At 66.6% G+C, this 20,138-nt stretch carries 20 protein-coding genes; 8 read left to right on the top strand and 12 right to left on the bottom strand.

Annotated features, from left to right (window positions below; translation table 11 throughout):
- Positions 1 to 9: 9 nt before the first annotated feature.
- Complete coding sequence (locus ACWEO2_RS24000; protein WP_452407458.1) at positions 10 to 1,488, bottom strand: LCP family protein; 1,479 nt, start codon at positions 1,486 to 1,488, stop codon at positions 10 to 12.
- 236 nt (positions 1,489 to 1,724) lie between these two features.
- Here ACWEO2_RS24000 and rfbD point away from each other — a divergent pair, with 236 nt between their 5' ends.
- The 3 genes from rfbD (at position 1,725) to ACWEO2_RS23985 (ending at position 4,766) form a co-directional block, all read left to right on the top strand.
- Complete coding sequence (gene rfbD / locus ACWEO2_RS23995) at positions 1,725 to 2,591, top strand: dTDP-4-dehydrorhamnose reductase (RefSeq protein WP_452407346.1); 867 nt, start codon at positions 1,725 to 1,727, stop codon at positions 2,589 to 2,591.
- Between the two features lie 91 nt (positions 2,592 to 2,682).
- Entirely contained in the window at positions 2,683 to 3,576 is an 894-nt protein-coding gene (locus tag ACWEO2_RS23990) for a glycosyltransferase family 2 protein (RefSeq protein ID WP_452407345.1), read from the top strand.
- Between the two features lie 110 nt (positions 3,577 to 3,686).
- Entirely contained in the window at positions 3,687 to 4,766 is a 1,080-nt protein-coding gene (locus ACWEO2_RS23985) for a sugar phosphate nucleotidyltransferase (protein WP_452407344.1), read from the top strand.
- 25 nt (positions 4,767 to 4,791) lie between these two features.
- Here the strand turns inward: ACWEO2_RS23985 and ACWEO2_RS23980 are convergent, their stop codons facing one another.
- Together ACWEO2_RS23980 and ACWEO2_RS23975 are read right to left on the bottom strand one after the other, a co-directional pair.
- Positions 4,792 to 5,493: a response regulator gene (locus tag ACWEO2_RS23980; protein ID WP_452407343.1), complete on the bottom strand. Its 702-nt coding sequence runs from the start codon at positions 5,491 to 5,493 to the stop codon at positions 4,792 to 4,794.
- Complete coding sequence (locus ACWEO2_RS23975; RefSeq protein WP_452407342.1) at positions 5,490 to 7,175, bottom strand: sensor histidine kinase; 1,686 nt, start codon at positions 7,173 to 7,175, stop codon at positions 5,490 to 5,492. The genes ACWEO2_RS23980 and ACWEO2_RS23975 overlap by 4 nt, the downstream gene beginning before the upstream one ends.
- A gap of 109 nt (positions 7,176 to 7,284) precedes the next feature.
- Between ACWEO2_RS23975 and ACWEO2_RS23970 the strand changes: the two genes are divergently transcribed.
- Together ACWEO2_RS23970 and ACWEO2_RS23965 are read left to right on the top strand one after the other, a co-directional pair.
- The gene (locus ACWEO2_RS23970) at positions 7,285 to 8,643 is read left to right on the top strand and encodes a cation:dicarboxylate symporter family transporter (protein WP_452407341.1); all 1,359 of its coding nucleotides are present in this window, start codon (positions 7,285 to 7,287) and stop codon (positions 8,641 to 8,643) included.
- A 27-nt stretch (positions 8,644 to 8,670) separates the two neighbouring features.
- On the top strand, positions 8,671 to 8,892 hold the full coding sequence (locus tag ACWEO2_RS23965) for a hypothetical protein (RefSeq protein ID WP_452407340.1): 222 nt from the start codon (positions 8,671 to 8,673) through the stop codon (positions 8,890 to 8,892).
- 53 nt (positions 8,893 to 8,945) lie between these two features.
- Here ACWEO2_RS23965 and ACWEO2_RS23960 read toward each other — a convergent pair whose 3' ends face one another.
- Both ACWEO2_RS23960 and ACWEO2_RS23955 read right to left on the bottom strand, forming a co-directional pair.
- Positions 8,946 to 9,161 carry a DUF4287 domain-containing protein gene (locus tag ACWEO2_RS23960; RefSeq protein ID WP_452407339.1) on the bottom strand — a complete coding sequence of 72 codons (216 nt, stop codon included), beginning with the start codon at positions 9,159 to 9,161 and terminating at the stop codon, positions 8,946 to 8,948.
- 173 nt (positions 9,162 to 9,334) lie between these two features.
- Positions 9,335 to 9,754, bottom strand: coding sequence for a DUF4267 domain-containing protein (locus ACWEO2_RS23955; protein ID WP_452407338.1), 420 nt, complete (start codon positions 9,752 to 9,754; stop codon positions 9,335 to 9,337).
- A 112-nt stretch (positions 9,755 to 9,866) separates the two neighbouring features.
- Here ACWEO2_RS23955 and ACWEO2_RS23950 point away from each other — a divergent pair, with 112 nt between their 5' ends.
- Complete coding sequence (locus ACWEO2_RS23950; protein ID WP_354959621.1) at positions 9,867 to 10,451, top strand: TetR/AcrR family transcriptional regulator; 585 nt, start codon at positions 9,867 to 9,869, stop codon at positions 10,449 to 10,451.
- A gap of 55 nt (positions 10,452 to 10,506) precedes the next feature.
- A complete protein-coding gene (locus tag ACWEO2_RS23945) occupies positions 10,507 to 11,970 on the top strand; it encodes a phytoene desaturase family protein (protein WP_452407337.1) in 1,464 nt (487 codons plus the stop codon).
- 75 nt (positions 11,971 to 12,045) lie between these two features.
- On the opposite strand, the gene ACWEO2_RS23940 is transcribed toward ACWEO2_RS23945, so the two are convergent.
- The 7 genes from ACWEO2_RS23940 to ACWEO2_RS23910 all read right to left on the bottom strand — a co-directional run bounded on the left by ACWEO2_RS23940 (position 12,046) and on the right by ACWEO2_RS23910 (position 18,601).
- Positions 12,046 to 12,966 (bottom strand): cation diffusion facilitator family transporter, encoded by a 921-nt coding sequence (locus ACWEO2_RS23940; RefSeq protein ID WP_452407336.1) that lies wholly within the window; start codon positions 12,964 to 12,966, stop codon positions 12,046 to 12,048.
- A 111-nt stretch (positions 12,967 to 13,077) separates the two neighbouring features.
- Positions 13,078 to 14,298: a mannose-6-phosphate isomerase, class I gene (manA, locus tag ACWEO2_RS23935; protein ID WP_452407335.1), complete on the bottom strand. Its 1,221-nt coding sequence runs from the start codon at positions 14,296 to 14,298 to the stop codon at positions 13,078 to 13,080.
- A complete protein-coding gene (locus ACWEO2_RS23930; RefSeq protein ID WP_452407334.1) occupies positions 14,298 to 15,521 on the bottom strand; it encodes a tobH protein in 1,224 nt (407 codons plus the stop codon). Before ACWEO2_RS23930 ends, manA begins: the two co-directional genes overlap by 1 nt.
- 239 nt (positions 15,522 to 15,760) lie before the next feature.
- Positions 15,761 to 17,131: a phosphomannomutase/phosphoglucomutase gene (locus ACWEO2_RS23925; protein WP_354959596.1), complete on the bottom strand. Its 1,371-nt coding sequence runs from the start codon at positions 17,129 to 17,131 to the stop codon at positions 15,761 to 15,763.
- A 60-nt stretch (positions 17,132 to 17,191) separates the two neighbouring features.
- Complete coding sequence (locus ACWEO2_RS23920) at positions 17,192 to 17,572, bottom strand: DUF3499 domain-containing protein (protein WP_452407457.1); 381 nt, start codon at positions 17,570 to 17,572, stop codon at positions 17,192 to 17,194.
- Positions 17,573 to 17,700: 128 nt separating this feature from the next.
- The gene (locus tag ACWEO2_RS23915) at positions 17,701 to 18,180 is read right to left on the bottom strand and encodes a metallopeptidase family protein (RefSeq protein WP_354959585.1); all 480 of its coding nucleotides are present in this window, start codon (positions 18,178 to 18,180) and stop codon (positions 17,701 to 17,703) included.
- Between the two features lie 187 nt (positions 18,181 to 18,367).
- Positions 18,368 to 18,601, bottom strand: coding sequence for a WhiB family transcriptional regulator (locus tag ACWEO2_RS23910; RefSeq protein WP_029901515.1), 234 nt, complete (start codon positions 18,599 to 18,601; stop codon positions 18,368 to 18,370).
- 528 nt (positions 18,602 to 19,129) lie between these two features.
- Between ACWEO2_RS23910 and cofD the strand changes: the two genes are divergently transcribed.
- A complete protein-coding gene (cofD, locus tag ACWEO2_RS23905) occupies positions 19,130 to 20,128 on the top strand; it encodes a 2-phospho-L-lactate transferase (protein WP_452407333.1) in 999 nt (332 codons plus the stop codon).
- The last annotated feature ends 10 nt before the right edge of the window (positions 20,129 to 20,138 follow it).

Raw genomic sequence — 20,138 nt, 5'->3', positions numbered from 1 at the left:
CACGCATGGTCAATTCACGCATTTCGGTCCATTCTGGCCTGCGTCGATCGGTGGGGCGGGTGGCACGGGCGTTGCGGTGCTCGACGTTCCGGAGAAGTCGAACATGCGGCCCGCGGCCGAGCCCGGACCAGAGTAGTCGCTTGCCAGTATGACGCTGACCGAATCGGGCGACATCGAGGCATCGGAGACAATAGTCAGCCCGCCGAGTGCCTGCGCGACCGCCTTGGCCTTCGGATTCGAGGTATTCACCGCGAGAACTCGGCTGCCGGTGACGGCGGGCCCGGTGTAGTTGCCGACCAGTCCCTCCTGAAATCCCTTGGCCTGCAAAGCGTGTGCCACCTGAGCGGCAAGTCCGCCGACCCCGCTCGCATTGAACACACTGACGCTCACCGAGGCCGGATCGATCGTCGGCTCGCCATGATCGGCGGACTTGCCGTCGACCAGCCCCGCCACATACGCCGCGACCGCCTTCGGATCGACCCGGACGACCGATTCACCGTCGCTGGTCGTGTCATTGAGATCGGCGACCGGTATCGTCTCGAAGCTGACCTGACCGCCCGTCAGATCCTTCAGCTGCTGCAGAAACGCCAGCACATCCCAATCATCGTCCAGCACAACGGTGCGCCCGACCGCATCACTGAGATTCTTCAATTTGCCGGGATTGCCGAGCGTTTTGGCGCTGAGCACCTGGCCGACCAACTGCGCCATGAAGACCTGCTGGCGCACGATCCGGTCCAGATCGCCGCGCGGGAGATCGTGGCGCTGACGCACGAAGCTCAAAGCCTCTGGGCCGTCGAGCTTCTGGCGGCCCGCGCGGAAGTCGGCGCCGGACATCCATTCGTCGACGGGATTGTTCAGACACACGTCGACCCCGCCGACCGCATCGGTCAGCAGCACAAAGCCGAGCAGACTGACCTCGGCGTAATGGTCGACGGTGATGCCGGTGAGATTGGAGACGGTCTTGATCAGCGCCTGCCGGCCCGCCTGCGTGGACTGCTTTTCCGCGTCTGCCTCCGAGACGCCCTGCTTGATCAGCTTCAGCCGCTGGGCCTCCTTGGTCGCGCCGTAGGCCGAGTTGATCTTGCCCTTGCCCATGCCGGGAATGTCGACATAGGAGTCGCGTGGGATGGAAATCGCGGTGGCGGAGCGGCCGTCGTTCGGAACGCGGATCAGCACGATGGTGTCGGTATTGGTACCCACCTCATCACCCGCGTGCAACAAGGCGCGCTCATTATTGCTGAGCGGATTGCCATGCGCGTCGGTGCGGCTGTCCACGCCGACCAGCAGGATGTCGACGGCGCCGTCGCGGCCACCGCCGAGCCCGAGGCCGCCGATGCGTTCGATACTCGAGATCAGCGAGTCCACGCTGTGCCAGGCGAATCCGGTGATGAGCAGGACCAGCACCGCCCCGATCGCGATCAACGCGCGCAGCGGTCCGAAGCCGCCCTCGGCCCCGGATAGTTGCGACGGCGCTGTCGCCCCGTCCATCTGCCGCACCACTGCATCCTCTCGCCGAACCCGGGTATCAATCCTGAGCACGCACTGTGCTCGCCGAGCGCTCCCAGTTGATGTTCTGCCTGCGCAGCGCTGGTTTCATCGCAGTCGACGCGTTGCTGACTCGACCGCCCCGCCTCCGGTACCCCCGTCTCCGTTGCCTCAAGGCTAACCAACGGTTATCCGAGCGGACCTCAACCGCAGGTTCACGGCGTGCCAGACTCGTGCCCGTGACCGCGATATCGCCCTCCTCGACCGTAGCCGCGCGTCTCGTCGTGACCGGGGCGGGCGGGCAGTTGGGCCGCGAACTCCTGCGCCGCGCACCCGCCGCCCGCGCCTTCGGGCACGGTGAGTTGGACATCACCGATGTCGATGCCGTGCGCGCGGTACTCGAGCCGGGTGATGTGGTGCTGAACTGCGCCGCCTACACCGCCGTCGACCAGGCCGAATCCGATGCCGAGGCCGCCTTCGCCGGTAACGCGACCGGACCGGCCGTAGTCGCCGCGGCCTGTGCGCGGGTGGGCGCCCGACTGATCCATATTTCGACCGACTATGTGTTCGCGGGTACCAGCGAAAAGCCGTACGAAACCGATGACCCGACCGATCCCGCGACCGTCTACGGCCGATCCAAATCGGCGGGCGAGCAGGCCGTGCTGGAACTGGCGCCACACGCTCATGTGGTGCGCACGGCGTGGGTATACACCGGGCGCGGAAGCGATTTCGTCGCCACCATGGTGCGGCTGGAACGCGAACGCGACACCGTCGACGTGGTCAGCGATCAGCTCGGCTCCCCGACCTACGCCGCCGATCTGGCCGAGGGACTACTGGAATTGGCTGGTCGGCCGGATGCGCCCCGGGTACTGCACGCGACCAACTCCGGCCAGGCCAGCTGGTTCGACTTCGCCCGGGCGGTATTCGCCGGAATCGGCGCGGACCCGACTCGGGTCCGTCCGTGTGACTCGACCGCATTTCCGAGACCCGCACGGCGCCCGGCATATTCGGTATTGTCCAATCGCTCGTGGGCCGATGCCGGACTGACTCCGCTGCGGTCGTGGGAGGCCGCACTCGGGGACGCGCTGTCGGGGTTGTCCCGCTAGGCTGGGCGGTCGTGAATGAGCGTCAGCGAGTGAACCAAAGACACAGCGCGCCTTCGCGCACGACGGAGCCGAGCGTCAGCGAGGCGCAGTCGTGAGCGATTCTGTGGCCCCTGGCGGGCTTGTCGTCGTCACGGTGACCTACTCACCTGGCGAGCACCTCGAGCACTTCATCACCACCCTGGCCACTGCCACCAGCGAGAAGCCACAGGTGATTCTTGCCGACAATGGGTCGGTGGACGGGACGCCGGAGCTGGCGGCGGAGGCGAACTCGCACGTGCGACTGCTGCGGACCGGCGGCAATATCGGCTATGGCGGCGCCATCAACCGGGCGGTCGCGGAGATCGATCCGAGCGTCGAATTCATCGTCATCGCCAATCCGGATATCCGCTGGGGTGCCGATTCGATCGACAAACTGCTCGCCGCCGCCAAGCGCTGGCCGCGCGCGGGTGCGCTCGGACCGATGGTGCGCGAACCCGACGGCAGCGTCTACCCCTCGGCGCGCTCGGTCCCGGGTCTGCTCGACGGCGCCGGACATGCCATTCTCGGCACGGTGTGGCCGTCGAACCCGTGGACGCTGCGCTACCGCCAGGACAATGAGGAGATCTCCGAGCGGGCCGTCGGCTGGCTGTCCGGTTCGTGCCTGCTGGTGCGGCGCGCGGCCTTCGATTCGATCGACGGCTTCGACTCCCGCTACTTCATGTACATGGAGGATGTGGACTTCGGCGACCGGATGGGCAAGGCGGGCTGGCACAACGTCTTCGTGCCCGATGCCGAGGTCACCCATGCCAAGGGACATGCGGCCGCACGCCATCCCGAGATCATGCTGCCCGCCCATCACGCGAGCGCATACCGATTCCAGGCCGATCGACATCCGCACTGGTGGCAGGCGCCGTTGCGGCTGGCATTGCGGGCCGGACTTGCGATCCGTTCCCGAATTGCGGTTCGATCTGCGCTGCGTCAACAGGCGCAGGAAGCTCAGGGCTAGCGTCACAACTACGGCGCGATGGTGCCCGGCGCGTGTCGCCGGGCACTGAACTGGTGTCGCAGATGTCGAGTGCACCAGCGAGGACGATCCACTGTGAACAGGGGAGCATGATGGCAGGAAATGCAGGCACCGACGCCGTGATTCTGGTCGGCGGTCAGGGCACGCGGTTACGTCCGCTGACCCTGTCGGCGCCCAAGCCGATGCTGCCCACGGCCGGGCTGCCGTTCCTTACCCACCTGCTGGCCCGCATTGCCGATGCCGGTATCAGCCATGTGGTGCTCGGCACCTCGTTCCGGGCGGAGGTCTTCGAGGAGCATTTCGGCGATGGCGCCGAACTCGGTCTGGAGCTCGAGTACGTCACCGAGACCGAGCCGCTGGGTACCGGCGGTGGGATTCGCAATGTGCTGCCCAAGCTGCGCGCGGACAACATCATGGTGTTCAACGGTGATGTGCTCGGCGGTACCGATCTCGGTGCGATCCTCGACACCCACGAGTCCACCAATGCGGATGTGACACTGCACCTGGTCCGGGTGAGCGATCCGCGCGCGTTCGGCTGCGTGCCGACCGACGAGGACGGTCGGGTCACCGCCTTCCTGGAGAAGACCCAGGATCCGCCGACCGACCAGATCAACGCCGGTTGTTACGTCTTCCGCCGCGAATACATCGAGAAGATCCCGGCGGGCCGCCCCGTCTCGGTGGAGCGCGAGGTCTTCCCGGCACTGCTCGCCGAGGGCGCCCGCGTCCAAGCCCATGTCGATTCGTCCTACTGGCGCGATATGGGCACCCCCGAGGACTTCGTCCGCGGCTCCGCCGACCTGGTCCGCGGCATCGCCCCCTCCCCGGCCCTGCCCGGTCAGCGCGGCGAATCCCTGGTCCATGAGGGTGCCGGTGTGGCCCCCGGCGCCGTGCTGATCGGCGGCACCGTCGTCGGCCGCGGCGCGGAGGTCGGTGCCGGAGCCCGCCTCGACGGCGCGGTCCTGTTCGACGGCGCCCGCATCGAAGCCGGTGCCACCGTAGAGCGCTCCATCATCGGCTTCGGCGCCCGCATCGGCCCCCGCGCCCTCGTCCGCGACGCCGTCATCGGCGACGGCGCCAATATCGGCGCCCGCTGCGAACTACTACGCGGCGCTCGAGTCTGGCCCGGCGTCCAAATCCCGGACGGCGGCATCCGCTTCTCCACCGACGTCTGAGCGCTTACGTCTTACTCCGGGCGTCTTACTCCGGGCGGATTTTCCAGATGTAGCGGGTTTTGGGGCGGCCTGCTCGGCCGTAGTCGGATTTACGGTCGACCAGGCCGTCATCGGCGAGCTTTTCGAGGTAGCGCCAGGCGGTGATGCGGGAGACGCCGACGGTGGTTGCGGTGTCGGCAGCGGTGATTCCGCCGGGGGCGTCGCGGACGGTGCGGGAGATTTCGTCGAGCGTTTGTGGGGCAACGCCCTTGGGGGCGGTGGCGCGTTGGTCGGAGGTGCGTAGCGCGCTGAGGGCGCGGTCGATGTCCTGTTGGGAGACGGCGGTTTCGCCCGCGGGGAGGGCGGTGCGGAATTCGAGGTAGCGTTCGAGTTTGTCGCGGAAGGCGGCGAAGGTGAACGGCTTGAGGAGATACAGCACCACGCCGTAGGAGACGGCGGTGCGCACCATGGCCAGGTCTCGGGCCGAGGTGATGGCGATGACGTCGGGGCGCGGCGCAAGGCCGGTAAGCGCGGCGGCGACGTCGAGGCCGCTGGCGTCGGGCAGGCCGATATCCATGAGCACCAGGTCGATCGGCGCACTATCGGCGGCGGCATCGGCGGCGGCGCGCATTGCCTCGCGGCCGGTATGCGCCACGGCGACCGGGGTGAAGCCGGGAATGCGCTCGACGTATGCGCGGTGCGCCTCGGCGATCAATGGCTCGTCCTCGACGATCAACACTCGGATCATCGCGCGTCCTTTCGCGGAATCGTCACTGTCACGGCGCTTTCCGGATCTCGTTCGGTACCGATCACACCGCCGTGGCGGTCGACCAGTCGGTGTACCAGTGCCAGGCCGAGGCCTTGGTGGTCGGCTTTGGTGGAATAGCCGCGTTCGGCGGCGCGGGCGAAGGTCTCGGCGGACATTCCGGGTCCACTGTCGGCAACCCGGACGAACAGCGCCGAATCCCCGTTCGCCGATCGCGCCGTATCGAACCCCGCGGCCAACTCGATCGCGAGCGTCGGATCGGCCCCCGCCGGATCGCAGGCATGGTTCGAATCCTGTTGGCGCACAGTAACTTCCACCCATCCATCGGCGCCCTCGGCGGCCGCGTCGATGGCATTGTCGATCAGATTGCCCACCAGCGTCACCGTCTCCTGTGCCGACAGCGGCGCGGTCGAATCGAGCGCCGTATCCTCGGTGATCGTCAGCTCGATGCCGCGTTCGGCGGCCTGGTTCACCTTACCGAGCAGCAGCGCCGCCAAGGCCGGGTCGCCGACCGAGGTCAGCAGCCGATCGATAAGGGCTTGGGACAGTTGCAGTTCCGCGGTCGCGAACTCCACCGCCTCCCGGTAGCGGCCGAGCTCCACCATGGTGATCACGGTGTGCAGCCGATTGGCCGACTCGTGCGCCTGCGCGCGCAGCGATTCCGCGAAACCGCGCACCGAATCGAGTTCGCCCATCACAGTCCGCAGTTCGGTGTGGTCGCGAATGGTGATCACGGTGCCGATCGGCCGGCGCTCCCAGGTGACGACATCCTGATTGACCAGCAGAATCCGATCCGTGGTCACATGCATCTCATCACGGACCACACCCCAGCTCATGCGCTGCATCGAGATCGGCAGATCGCCGCGCACGACCATACCGTCGGGCAGATCGAGCAACCTGCGCGCCTCATCGTTGACCACCTCCGCGCGCTGACCGGTCGGTCCGAAAACCACCAGCCCCTCGTGGATCGAATGCAGCACCGCATCGTGCTGCTCATACAGCGTGCGCAGCTCATCGGGCGCGAGACCGTGCGTCTGGCGGCGGATCCGGCGGCTCAACAGAAACGAACCCGCCGCCGCGACCGCGAGGCCAGCGGCGGCGACACCGAGGATCAACGGCAGCTGCGTGCCGACCTGATCGCCGATCCGTGCCCGGGTGACGCCCGCCGAGACCAACGCGATGATGCGCCCGTTGTCATAGACCGGAGTAACCGCCCGGATCGAGGGACCGAGCGTGCCGGTGAAGGTCTCGGTGAAGGTCTGCCCGGCCAGTGCGCGGTCGATATTGCCGCTGAACGGCTGCCCGATGCGCTCGGGCATGGTGTGGGTGTACCTGGTCCGGTCCGGTGCCATCACCACGATGAAGTCCATGCCGGTCTGGAGGCGGGTCCGCTCGGTCACCGGTTGCAGCAGCGCGGTGGGGTTGGGGGTATGCAGTGCCTCGACGGTGGAGGGCGCCTGCGCGACGGTCACCGCCACATCGGTGACTTCCCGCGAGGTGGTGACATCGCTGTTGTGCCGGGCGTCGAGCACCGCGAGCACCGCCCCGATACCGATAACCAGCCCGAGCACCACGAGCTGGAGTACGAAGGCCTGTCCGGCCAGCGATAGCCGACCACGTCCCCCGTACTTCTCACCGCGCAACACTGTCTTTCCTCGAGCCATTGAACGTAATGCACCAAAGCGTGACCGCCGTCACCTCCAGAGCCAACATTGTGCACGTGATGGCGTGAGCCACCTCACCCCGGTACCAATGAAGAGGACTTTTCCCGCTATGAGCGATGTGCAGAAACGGCAGCCGCGCGACCGTACCCACTGGCTGTATCTCGGCGTGATCGTCGCCGTAATCGCGGGAATTCTGGTCGGCTGGTTGGCGCCTGAATTCGGTCAGGACGTGGCGCCGCTGGGCACCATGTTCGTCAATCTGATCAAGATGATGATCGCGCCGGTCATCTTCTGCACGATCGTGCTCGGCATCGGATCGGTGCGCTCGGCGGCCAATGTCGGCAAGGTCGGCGGGCTTGCGCTCGGGTACTTCCTGGTCATGTCGACGGTGGCGCTCGCCATCGGAATGGTCGTCGGCAATCTGCTCGAGCCGGGCTCCGGCATGAATATCGCCAAGACCGCCAAACAGGGCGCGAAACTGGCCGATCAGGCCCATGCCGCGGGCGGCACCTGGGACTTCATCCAGAGCATCATCCCGACCACGCTGGTCTCCTCGCTGACCACGGGCAGCGTGCTGCAGGCGCTGTTCATCGCACTGCTGGTCGGATTCGCGCTGCAGGCCATGGGTGCGACCGGTGAGCCGATTCTGCGCGGTGTCGCCTCGCTGCAGAAGTTGGTGTTCCGGATCCTGTCGATGATTCTGTGGCTGGCCCCGATCGGCGCGTTCGGCGCGATCGCGAATGTGGTCGGCAAGACCGGCCTGGACGCGGTGAAGCAGTTGGCGCTGTTGATGGTCGCGTTCTACCTGACCTGTCTGGTCTTCATCTTCGGTGTGCTCGGCGTGCTGCTGTGGGCGGTATCGCGGGTGTCGATCTTCAAGCTGGTCCGCTACCTGGCGCGCGAGTATCTGCTGATCCTGGGCACCTCCTCCTCGGAGTCCGCGCTGCCGCGGCTGATCGCGAAGATGGAGCATCTCGGCGTCGAACGCACCACCGTGGGTGTCGTTGTGCCGACCGGATATTCGTTCAACCTGGACGGCACCGCCATCTACCTGACCATGGCGTCGCTGTTCATCGCCGACGCGATGGGCAAACCGCTCAATATCGGTGAGCAGATCGGCCTGCTGCTGTTCATGATCGTCGCGTCCAAGGGTGCGGCCGGGGTGACCGGCGCGGGTCTGGCCACCCTGGCGGGCGGACTGCAGAGCCATCGCCCCGAACTGCTCGACGGCGTCGGCCTGATCGTCGGCATCGACCGGTTCATGTCCGAAGCCCGTGCGCTGACCAACTTCTCGGGCAATGCCGTCGCCACCGTGCTGGTCGGCACCTGGACCAAGACCATCGATATGGAGGGGGTCCACTCGGTCCTCGACCGCAAACTGCCCTTCGACGAGCGGACCATGGTCGACGATGACCACGGGCCGCGGACACCGCAGGAGCCGGACGCCGTCGACATGGTGAAGGTGTAAGGCCCTGTCCAGACGAGGAGATAAGCCGTGACCGCCGAACGATGGTTCCCGACCGAAGGTGATCTGCACCTTCGGATCTCGGTGGCCGGTGTGGCGTTCGACTACACCGCCACCGCGGCGGCGGTACGCAATCTGCTCCACGACTGGCGGCGAAGGCGCTGGTGCACAATCGAATTGATTCGCGAAACCGTTGACGACCGCCGACTGCTACCGCGCCTGCCGTGTGAACGCCTGTTCCTCGGGTCGTGACCGGCAGCACAAAGGGGCCTGCAGGATCTGCGGGCCCCTTTGTGCTGCGCGGCTCAACTGGCCCACTTCTCCGGGTTCAGGTAGTGCTGGGTGATCGCGGTAGCGTGCCCGTGTCCGAAGCCGTGCTCGGACTTCAGCCACTCGACGAGTTCCTTGTGCGACTTCAGGTTCGAGGCGACCATGGCGGCCTTCCACTCGTCGATGGTGCGGCCGTATTTGGCCTCGATCGACGGGAAGTAGGACGCGGGGCCGTGCGGTTCGGTCGCCATGGTGTTGATCTCCTGTATTCGTCGTGCGCTCATCGGTATGGACGAAGCCGTCGTCGGAAACTCATCGCGCACACCGCAACGGATCACACACAGCGACGCCGCCCCGGGGTGGGGCGGCGTCGTGCTGCGCGATCGGTCTGGTCTGTCGTTGCGCTGGAATCGACCGGTCCGATTCAGGCGTTGACCGCGACGGCGGCCGGGCGAGTGGTCACGCTCCGCTCGCGGAGCAGCAGGATGCCGGTCGCGATGACGAAGACCGCCGTCAGGCCGTGCACCAGCAGTGCGGTGGCGGTGGAGCCGTGCCAGCTGAGGACGGTGAACATGTCGCCGATCGGAACCAGCGCGATCACCAGGGTCACGATGCCGAGGGCGTAGCGCTGCTTGGTGGCGAGCAGCACCAGGATGATCAGTCCGGAGACGGTATCGCGCACACCCTTGAGGTTCATGAAGGCGACCGCGTCACCCGAGGGCCATTCCGGCAGGCCGAACCCGGTGGCGATGGTTTCCGGGGTGAGCAGGTAGCTGATGCCGATGTAGAGGATGAAGGCCGCGCCGATGAGGGAAAAGGCGGTGGCGATGCGCGAGATGGTCATGGCGTGCTCCTCGATGTGGTGCTTGTGCTGCTCTGATTGCTAGCGTTGCTAGGTATGAGAGCAACGATAATGGAGCTTCGTTAGTTTGTCTAGCGCTGCTAGAATTTTGGGCATGACCACGCAGAACCGCAAAGAGCGCGAACGTGCCGAACGCCATCAGCGCATCATCGACACCGCCCGCGAGCTCGCCGAAACCTCGGGCTGGGAGGCGGTGACCGTGCGCCGCCTCGCCGAGAAGATCGAATACAGCCAGCCGGTGCTCTACAGCCACTTCGCGGGCAAGGCGGCGATCGTCTCGGCCGTCGCCGAAGAAGGCATCGTCGATCTCACCGCACACCTGCGCGAGCGGCGGGCCCGCGCGAAAACGCCGGTCGAGGCGCTAGAGGCCATGGTGCGCGGCTACCTGGACTTCGCGACCGAGAATCCGGCCCGCTACGACGCGATGTTCGTCCTCAATACCGAACTCACCTTCGGCAACGATGCCCCGCAGGCGCTGAAGGACGCGTTCGGCGAGATCCAGAGCGCCTACGCGCCATTTGCGGGCGAGTTCGATCTGCAGGCGGGCACCGAGGTGCTCTGGAGCACGATGCATGGGATAGCCACCCTGGATCGCAGCGGTCGACTGGTCGATGACCTGCGCGAAGAGCGCATTCGGGTGCTGCTCGGCCAATGGACGCAGCAGGGCACGAATGGGTGATCGATACCTCTCGGGGGTGACGGCACGGCCCGGGTCGACGCGGCAGAATCGAGATATGCCAGATGTCGTCGTGGTCGGTTCCGGTCCCAACGGTCTCGCCGCGGCGGTGATCCTGGCCCGTGCCGGACTCGACGTCGAGGTGCACGAGGCGGAGACCACCGCGGGCGGCGGATCTCGCACGCTCGAGCTGACGCTGCCCGGATACCGGCACGATTGCTGCGCCGGAGCGCATCCGATGGCCTTGGCCTCGCCCGTCTTTCGTGCCTTCGACCTGGCTGCGCACGGTGTCGACCTGCTCGCCCCCGAGGTGTCCTACGCCCACCCGCTCGACGGCGGCAGAGCCGGACTGGCTTGGCGGGATCTCGACCGCACGGTGGCCGGTCTCGGCCGCGACGGCGCGACCTGGCGATCGCTGTTCGGGCCGATGGTCCGGCATTGGCAGTCGGTTGTCGACTTCGCCATGTCGGATCTGCGCCGCCTGCCCGGTGATCCGCTGAGCGGACTGCGCTTCGGGCTGCGGGTACTGGAACAGGGATCGCCCCTGTGGAATGTGCGCTTTCGGGATGACACCGCCGCCGCACTGCTGACCGGCGTTGCCACGCACGCGATTACGCCGCCGCGCGCCATCCCCGCCGCGGGCGCTGGCATGCTGCTCGGCACCCTCGCCCATGTCGGCGGTTGGGTGCTGCCACGGGGCGGCAGTCAGGCCATTCCCGATGCGCTGAGCGCCGAACTCGAACGTCTCGGCGGCAAGGTCAGCACCGGACACCGAGTCGACACACTCGACGAATTCGCTGGTGCGCGAGCGATCATGCTGGATACCGCGCCCGCCGAACTGCTTCGTATGGCGGGGGACCGGCTGCCAGCGCGCTATGCGAAGGAGCTGCGCCGCTTCCGTTATGGCGGTGCGGCCTGCAAAGTCGACTTCGCGCTGTCCGGACCGGTGCCGTGGCAGGCGCAGGGCTGCGCGCTCGCGGGGACCTTGCATCTGGTCGGCACCCGTGCCGAAGCGATGGCGGCCGAAAGGACCATCGCCGCAGGACAACACGCGGACCGTCCGTACGTACTCGCCATCCAGCCCGGCGTTGTCGACGAGACCCGGGCTCCGGCGGGCGGCCACACGCTCTACACCTACGCGCACGTTCCGAACGGATCCACCCGCGATATCAGCGACGATGTGATCGCCCAGGTGGAACGATTCGCCCCCGGTTTCCGTGACTTGATCCTGGCCAAGAATGTCGTTACCGGTGCCGAAATGCCCTCCCACAATGCCAACTACATCGGCGGCGATATCTCGGCGGGCGCGATGACCCTGCGCCAGTTCGCCTTCCGCCCCGTCCCGCGCTGGAACCCGTACGCCACACCGCTACCCGGCGTCTACCTCTGCTCCGCCTCGACCCCGCCCGGTCCGGGCGTACACGGAATGTCGGGATTGCACGCGGCTCGGCATGTGCTGCGTCGGGAGTTCGGAATACGTACCGACCCACTGGATCTGCTGCGCACGCCGAAACCGGCCTGAGCGGACTTACCAGTACTTCGAAGCTGGGCGAAACGCGATAGCCGCCCAGCACTGAACGGCGGCAGGAACTGCTCGTCAGACGGTCTGCCTGCGGTAGAGGTCCGGCTCGAGATACATCACCCGTGCGGCGGGTACGGCGGCCCGGACCCGCGCCTCGGCATCGTCGATGGCCGCGGCGATCTCCGCGATATCCAGATCGGGCACGATCGAGATCTTCGCCGCGACCAGGATCTCCTCGGGACCGAGGTACTGCGTCTTGAGGTGGATCACCCGATCGATGCGCTTGCCGTCGACCAGATTGGCGCGGATCGCCCTGTCCTCCTCCGGAGTCGCGCCCTCACCGATCAGCAGGCTCTGCATCTCCACGATCAGGATCACCGCGATGATGCCGAGCAGTCCGCCGATGGCCACCGTGCCGATGCCATCCCAGACCGGATCATCGGTGAGCATGGTCAGCCCGACCGCGGCGAATGCGAAGACCAGACCGATAAGGGCGCCGGTGTCCTCGAGCAGCACCACCGGCAGTTCGGGACTGCGTGAGTTGCGGATGAACCGCCACCAGCTCGCATTTCCCTTGAGCGGGATGGATTCTCGCATCGCCGTGGTGAAGCTGTAGCCCTCCAGGCAGATGGCGATGAACAGGATGACGATCGCGACTATCGGATTGCTCAGCTCCTCTGGATGCTGGATCTTGTGCACGCCCTCGTAGATGGCGTAGATCGAGCCGAGCGTGAACAGCACCAGTGCCACGATGAACGAGTAGAAGTAGCGATTGCGCCCGTATCCGAACGGATGCAGTTCGTCGGCGTCCTGCGCGGCGCGGCGCTGACCGAGCAGCAGCAGACCCTGGTTGGCGGTATCGGCGACCGAGTGCACCGCCTCGGCCAGCATGGATCCCGAACCGGTGATGAACGCGCCGACGAACTTGGCCGCCGCGATCCCCGCATTCGCCGACAACGCGGCCAGAATCGCCTTCTTGCCACCACCAGCCGACATGTGTGGACTTCCTCCTGTGTTCGATTTGCAGCGCCTGCGGCGCTGCGTGTTCACGCCCCCGAGTATTCAGCATCGCGTAGCGATTCGATGCGGGGTGGTGGTCGGGCGAGGTCAGGCGGCGCCACCTACACACGCGCAGAACAACTGCGCATCGCCCTCCACCGCCTGCGCGCGAATCTCACTGTCGGCAGCCGATATCCACGCCGCCGCACCGCGCCCCAACACCAGCGAGGTTCCGCCCTGCAGCAGCCGCGCCGTCCCCGCCGTGCACAGCACGATTCCGGGACCCGCCGAGGTCAGCGGCACCTGTCCGGATCCGGCGGTCAGATCGAACCGCCGCAGCGCGAATTCCGGCGCGGGTGTCCGATAGCGCACCGACCCGTCGCCCGCCGGTTCCGGCAATACCACCGGCAGATCGATCGGCTCGAAATCCAGCACCCGCAAGAGCTCTGGCACATCGACGTGCTTGGGCGTCAGACCGCCGCGCAGCACATTGTCGGAGTTGGCCATGATCTCCACACCGAGCCCGCGCAGATACGCGTGCAGATTGCCCGCCGCCAGGAACAGCCCCTGTCCCGGCTCCAAGGTCAGTCGGTTGAGCAGGAGCGCGGCCAGCACCCCGGCATCGCCCGGATAGGCCTCGGCGAGTTCGAGCGCGGTGCGCGCCTCGGCGGTGAACTGGCGGCTGCCCTTGACCGACAGGTAGCGCACGCAGCCGTCGAGCACTTGGGGCAGCAGTGTGGCCAGCACATGCTGCGGCAATGTGATCCAGGTGGTGAACAGGGTCCGCAGTCCGGCCGAATCGGGTTGGGCGGCAAGCAGGTCCGCGTAGGAGCGCAGCCCGGGCACATCCAGTGCGCGCAGCAGTTCGACTGTGCGGCGCGGATCCCGGAATCCGGCCAGCGCCTCGAACCGGTCCAGCGCCACCACCAATTCCGGTTTGTGATTCTCGTCGCGGTAGTTGCGCATCGGCGAATCCAGCGGCACCCGCGCGCGGTTCTCCAGCTCGAATCCGGCACGCGCCTGCGCCGAACTCGGGTGCGCCTGTAGCGACAGCGGTTCCTCGGCGGCGAGGATTTTCAACAGGAACGGTAGCCGCCCGCCGAATTCCGGTGCGGCGGCGCCGAGTTCGCGCTCCGGATCGGCCGCGACCAACTCCAGCAGGGAACGGGTGCTGTTCTCGATGCGGACATGTGCCGGATCGGCGGGGTGGGCGCCGAACCACAGTTCCGCCTCAGGATGCGCCGAGGGGACCGGTCGGCCGCACAACCGAGCGAGTGCGGTGCGAGAACCCCAGGCATAGGAACGCAGCGCACCAACGAGTTCGTGCACTAGTAGCGTCCCCCGTCGAGCTGTTGCGTGGTCGGGTTCGCATCGCCGCGCGCGCCGATCAGCCGCAGATAGGCCGCGGCCATCTCTAGGCGCAGCGCGAGCACCGCGAGTTGTTCGAGTTCACTGGCATGGCCGATGGTCCCGGGCAGGGGTGCGCCCGATTCGTCCACCCTGGCCGGTGCCGGCGCGGCGGGATCGCTGAGCGAAGTGTGCAGCACCTCGACATCCGCGCTCACCAGATCGGCGTCGACCAGACCCGATCCGGCACTACCGAAGACGGCCAGCCTGCGCCGTGCCGCCGCCTGATCGAGATCCGCACTGAGCACGAATATCCGGATCCGCTCCACCGGCGCGGGTCCGTCGAGTTCCTCGTCGTGGAACAGCGGATCGTAGTTCGGCGCGGTTTGTCCGGCGGCCTCGACCATGCGCGCATTGGCGGCGACGGCCTCGGCCAGCGTCACCGCACTGGCCACCTTGCCCGCCGACTGCAACAGCACCTCGGCACCGTGCTCGGCCAGTTCGTTGGTGGCAGGGGAGTCTCCGGCCAGCACGATGCCGCGCTGGTGCATGCGCGCGGCCAGCGTCTTGGCCGGATTGTGGAAGACCTCGTTATGCGGACCATCGCGCAACGCCTCGGCATCGAGCACGTCGGCCAGTTCGGTCAGATCGGGTACGACCGCACCCGAACGGGCCGGATCAACGATGCGCAGCACCGCGATACAGGCCGCGAGGAAGCGCAGCAGCCGGTTGTGGTCGAGGACCGGAATCCGTGGCTCCAGCAGCGACGTACGCCCGGCTGCGGCGGCACGCAGCGGTCCTTCGTGTGGCGCGGCGACCACCACCTCGGCGCCCCGGCGCTGCGCGCGGTCGACCGCGTCGATCAGCCGGGGATCACCGGCGTCATCGCCCGCGACGAGCACCACATCCAACGGTCCGACCCACGGTGGGAGAGCGGCGACGGGCACCACGGGTAGGCCCGCGCGGTCGCCGAGCGCGGCGACGATAAGGCTGGCGGCACGTGCGGCCCGGCCCGCGCCGGAGACCAGCACCACGCTGCGTGGCCGCAGATCGACGAGGCGCGCGAGCGCGTCCTCACCGATGGCCGCCGCGGTCGCGCGCACCTGCGCGCCACCGGATGCGGCGGAGCGCAGGGCGCCGCCGACATCGGCCGCCTCGAGTGAAGCGGCATCGTCGAGGTCGAGCACCGGTGTTCCAGCGATCATCGGGCGTCCCACCTCCCCTCATCGCGCTGTGTGCGGTCCCGCCCTGCTCCCACCCGGGCTGTCGACTCTGAGCTATCGACACGGGCGCCCAGGTCGGGCGAATCCAACGTCTGTGATTCCACTATTCCAGTCAGGAGTGCACGATGCTCAGGATCTCGGCATCGGGCTGAGTCGTCTACGTCCCTAGTCGTCGAATCCTGAGCATGTGATTCCATTCCGCCGTAATTCCACTATCCCAGTCAGGAGCGGACGATGCTCAGGATCTCGGTTACGAGTGCGTCTACTTCCTCCGTTGACCGGGCCTCGACGTTCAGTCGCAGCAACGGTTCGGTATTCGACGCGCGCAGATTGAACCAGGCGTCATCGGCGAGCTGAACGGTGACCCCGTCCAACCGGTCCACCGAGACGGCCCGATCCCCGAATGCCTCCACCACAGCCATCGTTCGCTCCTTCGCGTCCGCCACCGTCGAGTTGATCTCTCCGGACGCCGCATACGTTTGGTACGACGACATGAGCTCCGAGATCGGCCGATCCTTCTCGCCGAGCGCGGCCAGCACATGCAATGCCGCGAGCATGCCGGAGTCGGCGCCCCAGAAATCGCGGAAGTAGTAGTGCGCGGAGTGCTCACCGCCGAATACCGCGCCGGTGGCCGCCATTTCCTGCTTGATGAACGAGTGCCCGACCCGGGTGCGCACCGGAGTGCCACCGAGTTCGTGCACGAGTTCGGGGACCGCGTGCGAGGTGATGAGGTTGTGGATGATGACCGCGCCGGGCTCCTTGGCCAGTTCCCGCTCGGCGACCAGTGCGGTGATCGCCGATGGCGAAATCGGGTCGCCGTTCTCGTCGACCACGAAGCAGCGGTCGGCGTCGCCGTCGAAGGCCAGGCCGATATCGGCGCCGGACGTGCGAACCAGATCCTGCAGATCGACCAGATTCTTCGGATCGAGCGGATTGGCCTCGTGGTTGGGGAACGAGCCGTCCAGTTCGAAGTAGAGCGGCACCACCTTCAGTTGCGCAACGGTGCCGAGCACCTCGGGCACGGTGTGCCCGCCCATGCCGTTGCCCGCGTCCACCGCGATGGTGAGCGGACGGACATCATCGAGATCGACCAGCCCGCGCAGGTACTTCGCGTAGTCGGTCAGCAGATCGAGCTCGGTGGCGCTGCCCGGCGTGCCGTCGTAGCCGGGGACGCCGTTGATCACCTCGTCCTTGATGGTCGCCAGGCCGGTGTCCTGGCCCACCGGAAGCGCCTTCGCACGGCACAGCTTGATGCCGTTGTATCGGGCCGGATTGTGGCTGGCGGTGAACATCGCGCCAGGACAGTCCAGGTGACCGGAGGCGAAGTACAGCTGATCGGTCGAGGCGAGGCCGATGTGCACCACATCCAGGCCCTGGCCGAGTGCGCCGTCGGCAAAGGCGGCGGCGAGTTCGGGTGAGGATTCACGCATGTCGTGTCCGATGACCACGCGGGTCGCACCCTCGGCGCGCATCAACCGCGCGAAGGCGGCACCGACATCCTTGACGAATTCCCCGTCGATCTGTTCACCGACGACACCGCGAACGTCATACGCCTTGATCACCGCGTTCACGAATTCGGCAGAGCGGGCCACTGTCATGGTGACCACCCTAGTGGCTCCCACCGACGCCGCTGACACGGTCCCGCCCCGACCTCAGTTGGGCGGGTCCGGCAGCACTCGAAGGTGTCCGCGACGCCCGGTACGGGTGGCGCGCGGCGGGGGCGGTGTGTAGTCGGAGTAGCCACGCCGGTCGTGCTCCGGGGGACGGCGGCGCAATCCGGCCTCGCGGACCGCTTCGGCCAATGCCGTCAGATCGTCGTCATCCGGTGTGCTGGAGGAGAATCCGCCCTCGTGGCGCACCATCTCCCAACCCTTCGGCGCGGTGATGCGGGAAGCATGTGTTTCACACAGATCCCAAGAATGCGGTTCGGCCACCGTCGCCAGTGGCCCGACAACCGCGGTCGAATCGGAGTACACGTAGGTGAGCGTCGCAACAGCGGGATTCTTGCAACCTGGTCGGCAGCAACGACGCATGGGGATCACGCCGATGAGAGTAACCCCCTCGAGGCCGCGATGTGCTCAGACACGCTAAGGATTCGGGGTTTTCGGGCGCGAGTTCACCCGTCGCGATGCTGTGCCGTTGGTTCGCCCGCCGCGTTCGCTCACGCGCCCTCGGGGTCGATAATGTCCGGATCGACGCCGAGATAGGTGGCGATCTGCTGGACGAGCACCTCGCGCAGGAGATCGACGAGATCGTCCGGATCGCCCGCGCGCAGTTCGAGTGGCTTGCGGAACAACACGATTCGGGCCCGGGTGGCCACACCGTGTCGGTCCACACCGGCCGGTATGAGCCGCGACAGCGGCACCGGTCCGTCGGCCACCACCTCATCCGGCCAGGTAACCGAATCCGGGTGCAGCGGACGGATTTTCGGCACATCGTCGACCGCGATATCGAGTTTGGTCAGCCGATCGTGCCAGCGGGTGTCCAGCGGTGCGAATGCCTCGAGGACCAGCCGGTCGAACTGCTGCCCCCTGGTGCGCCACGCGGGCACGGTCGGCGGGAGCATCGGCCCGCGCACCCCGCGCCCACGGCGGATCACCGAACGTGCGGTCGGTGGACGACGGTTACGTGAACGGGCCATGACTAAAACTTAGGCCAATTCGCCGCCCCGTACCTTCGCCGCCCCGCTGGCGCGTTGGCGGCCGACGGCGCGGTACGGGGGTCGACTGCTGGGCGTGGCCCCCGGAGTCACCCATGCGCCAGCGAAGCAGTTGTCGCGTCGGCGACGCGCTGTGCTCGCGGGCAACTCCGGGGCATGCCCCAGGTCTCTAGCCGATGCCGCGCTTCAGGCGGCGCCGCTCTCGTTCGGAGAGGCCGCCCCAGATGCCGAAGCGTTCATCGTGTGCGAGTGCGTATTCCAGGCACTCGTCGCGTACCTCACAGCCCATGCAGATCCGTTTGGCCTCACGGGTCGAGCCGCCCTTCTCGGGGAAGAACGCCTCCGGATCGGTCTGTGCGCACAGGGCACGTTCCTGCCACTGCTCCTCGATGGATTCGAACATCTCATCGAAGCCCGTCACGACCAAGCTGAGCCGGGGTGCTGTCACTTCGTCGATCATCTCGGGCTCGATCCGATCCGGTTCGATCCGACCGATCTCTGCGCAGACGCCACGTGCTGCGCCTGCTGTGGAATCGGTTTGCGATACGCCGCCCGGCATGCCCGAAGGGGCCAGCTCATTGGCCATCGCTCCGCCTCCTCACTGTGTGTTAGCGCAGATTGATTCTTTCCGTCGGACCAACACGCACACCGACGGCCGTACCCCGCGACGTTGTCCCGCGGACATCCCCGAGCTTGCCACCCCGGTGCGAACACCTGTTCGAAAAGCTGTCCGCGCCTTGAACTCTCGCGCGAACCCGAAATGACATGACTGTGATTAGACACGCCGGACGTGTCGATGGTCAAGCCGCCGTCGCAATTCCGTTACTATCCGCAACCGCATTCCATAGCTGATCTTGAACGCGGAACAGCAAATGAGCAGCAAATATGGGATGAACCGCGGCCGCTCCGGCAGCGCATAGGCTGTGTCGATGTGACTCCACAACAAGCGGACACCGCACCCGCCAGTGGCCCCAAGATTGCCGTCCTGGTGGGCGGGGTCGGCGGCGCGCGCTTCCTTCAGGGTGTCCGGGAACTGCTGCCCGATGCCGACGTTTCTGCCATCGTCAATGTCGGTGACGACGTCTGGATGCACGGCCTCCGGATCTGCCCTGACCTCGATACCTGCATGTACACCCTCGGTGATGGCATTGATACCGAACGCGGCTGGGGCCGGGTCGCAGAGACCTGGCATGCCAAGGAAGAACTCGCCAAATATCATGCCCAGCCGGATTGGTTCGGGTTGGGGGATCGCGATATCGCCACGCACTTGGTTCGGACCGAAATGTTGCGCGCCGGGTACCCGCTCTCCGCGGTCACCGAGGCGTTGTGCAACCGATGGCAACCGGGCGTAAAACTCATCCCGGCTACCGACGATCGTTGCGAAACCCACGTTGTTGTCAGCGACCCCGACAACCCTGGCGAACGCCGCGCGATCCATTTCCAAGAGTGGTGGGTTCGCTACCGCGCGGACATCGAGACACACGGATTCGCCACAATTGGGGCAGATGAGGCCAAACCGGCGCCAAATGTGACGCAGATCATAGCCGAGGCCGACGCTGTGCTATTGGCCCCGTCCAACCCCGTCGTGAGCATCGGCGCCATCCTCGCGGTGCCCGGTATTCGCGGTGCGCTGCGCACCACCGAGGCCAAGGTGATCGGCATCTCCGGTGTGATCGACGGGAAGCCGTTGCGCGGCATGGCTGATGAATGCCTTTCGGTGATCGGCGTCGAGACCACCGCCGAGGCGATCGGGCGCTACTATGGCGCGCGCTCGGCCACCGGCATCCTGGACGGGTGGCTGGTCCACACCACCGATACCGCGGATGTGCCCGGTGTGGAGGTGCGCAGCGTGCCATTGCTGATGACCGATCCTCCGACCACCGCTGAAATGGTCCGGGAGGCATTGGATCTGGCGGGAGTCAAGCCGTGAATCAGGGAGG

Source organism: Nocardia sp. NPDC004278 (assembly GCF_053602975.1).
This window is presented reverse-complemented; position numbering and strand designations above follow the sequence as displayed.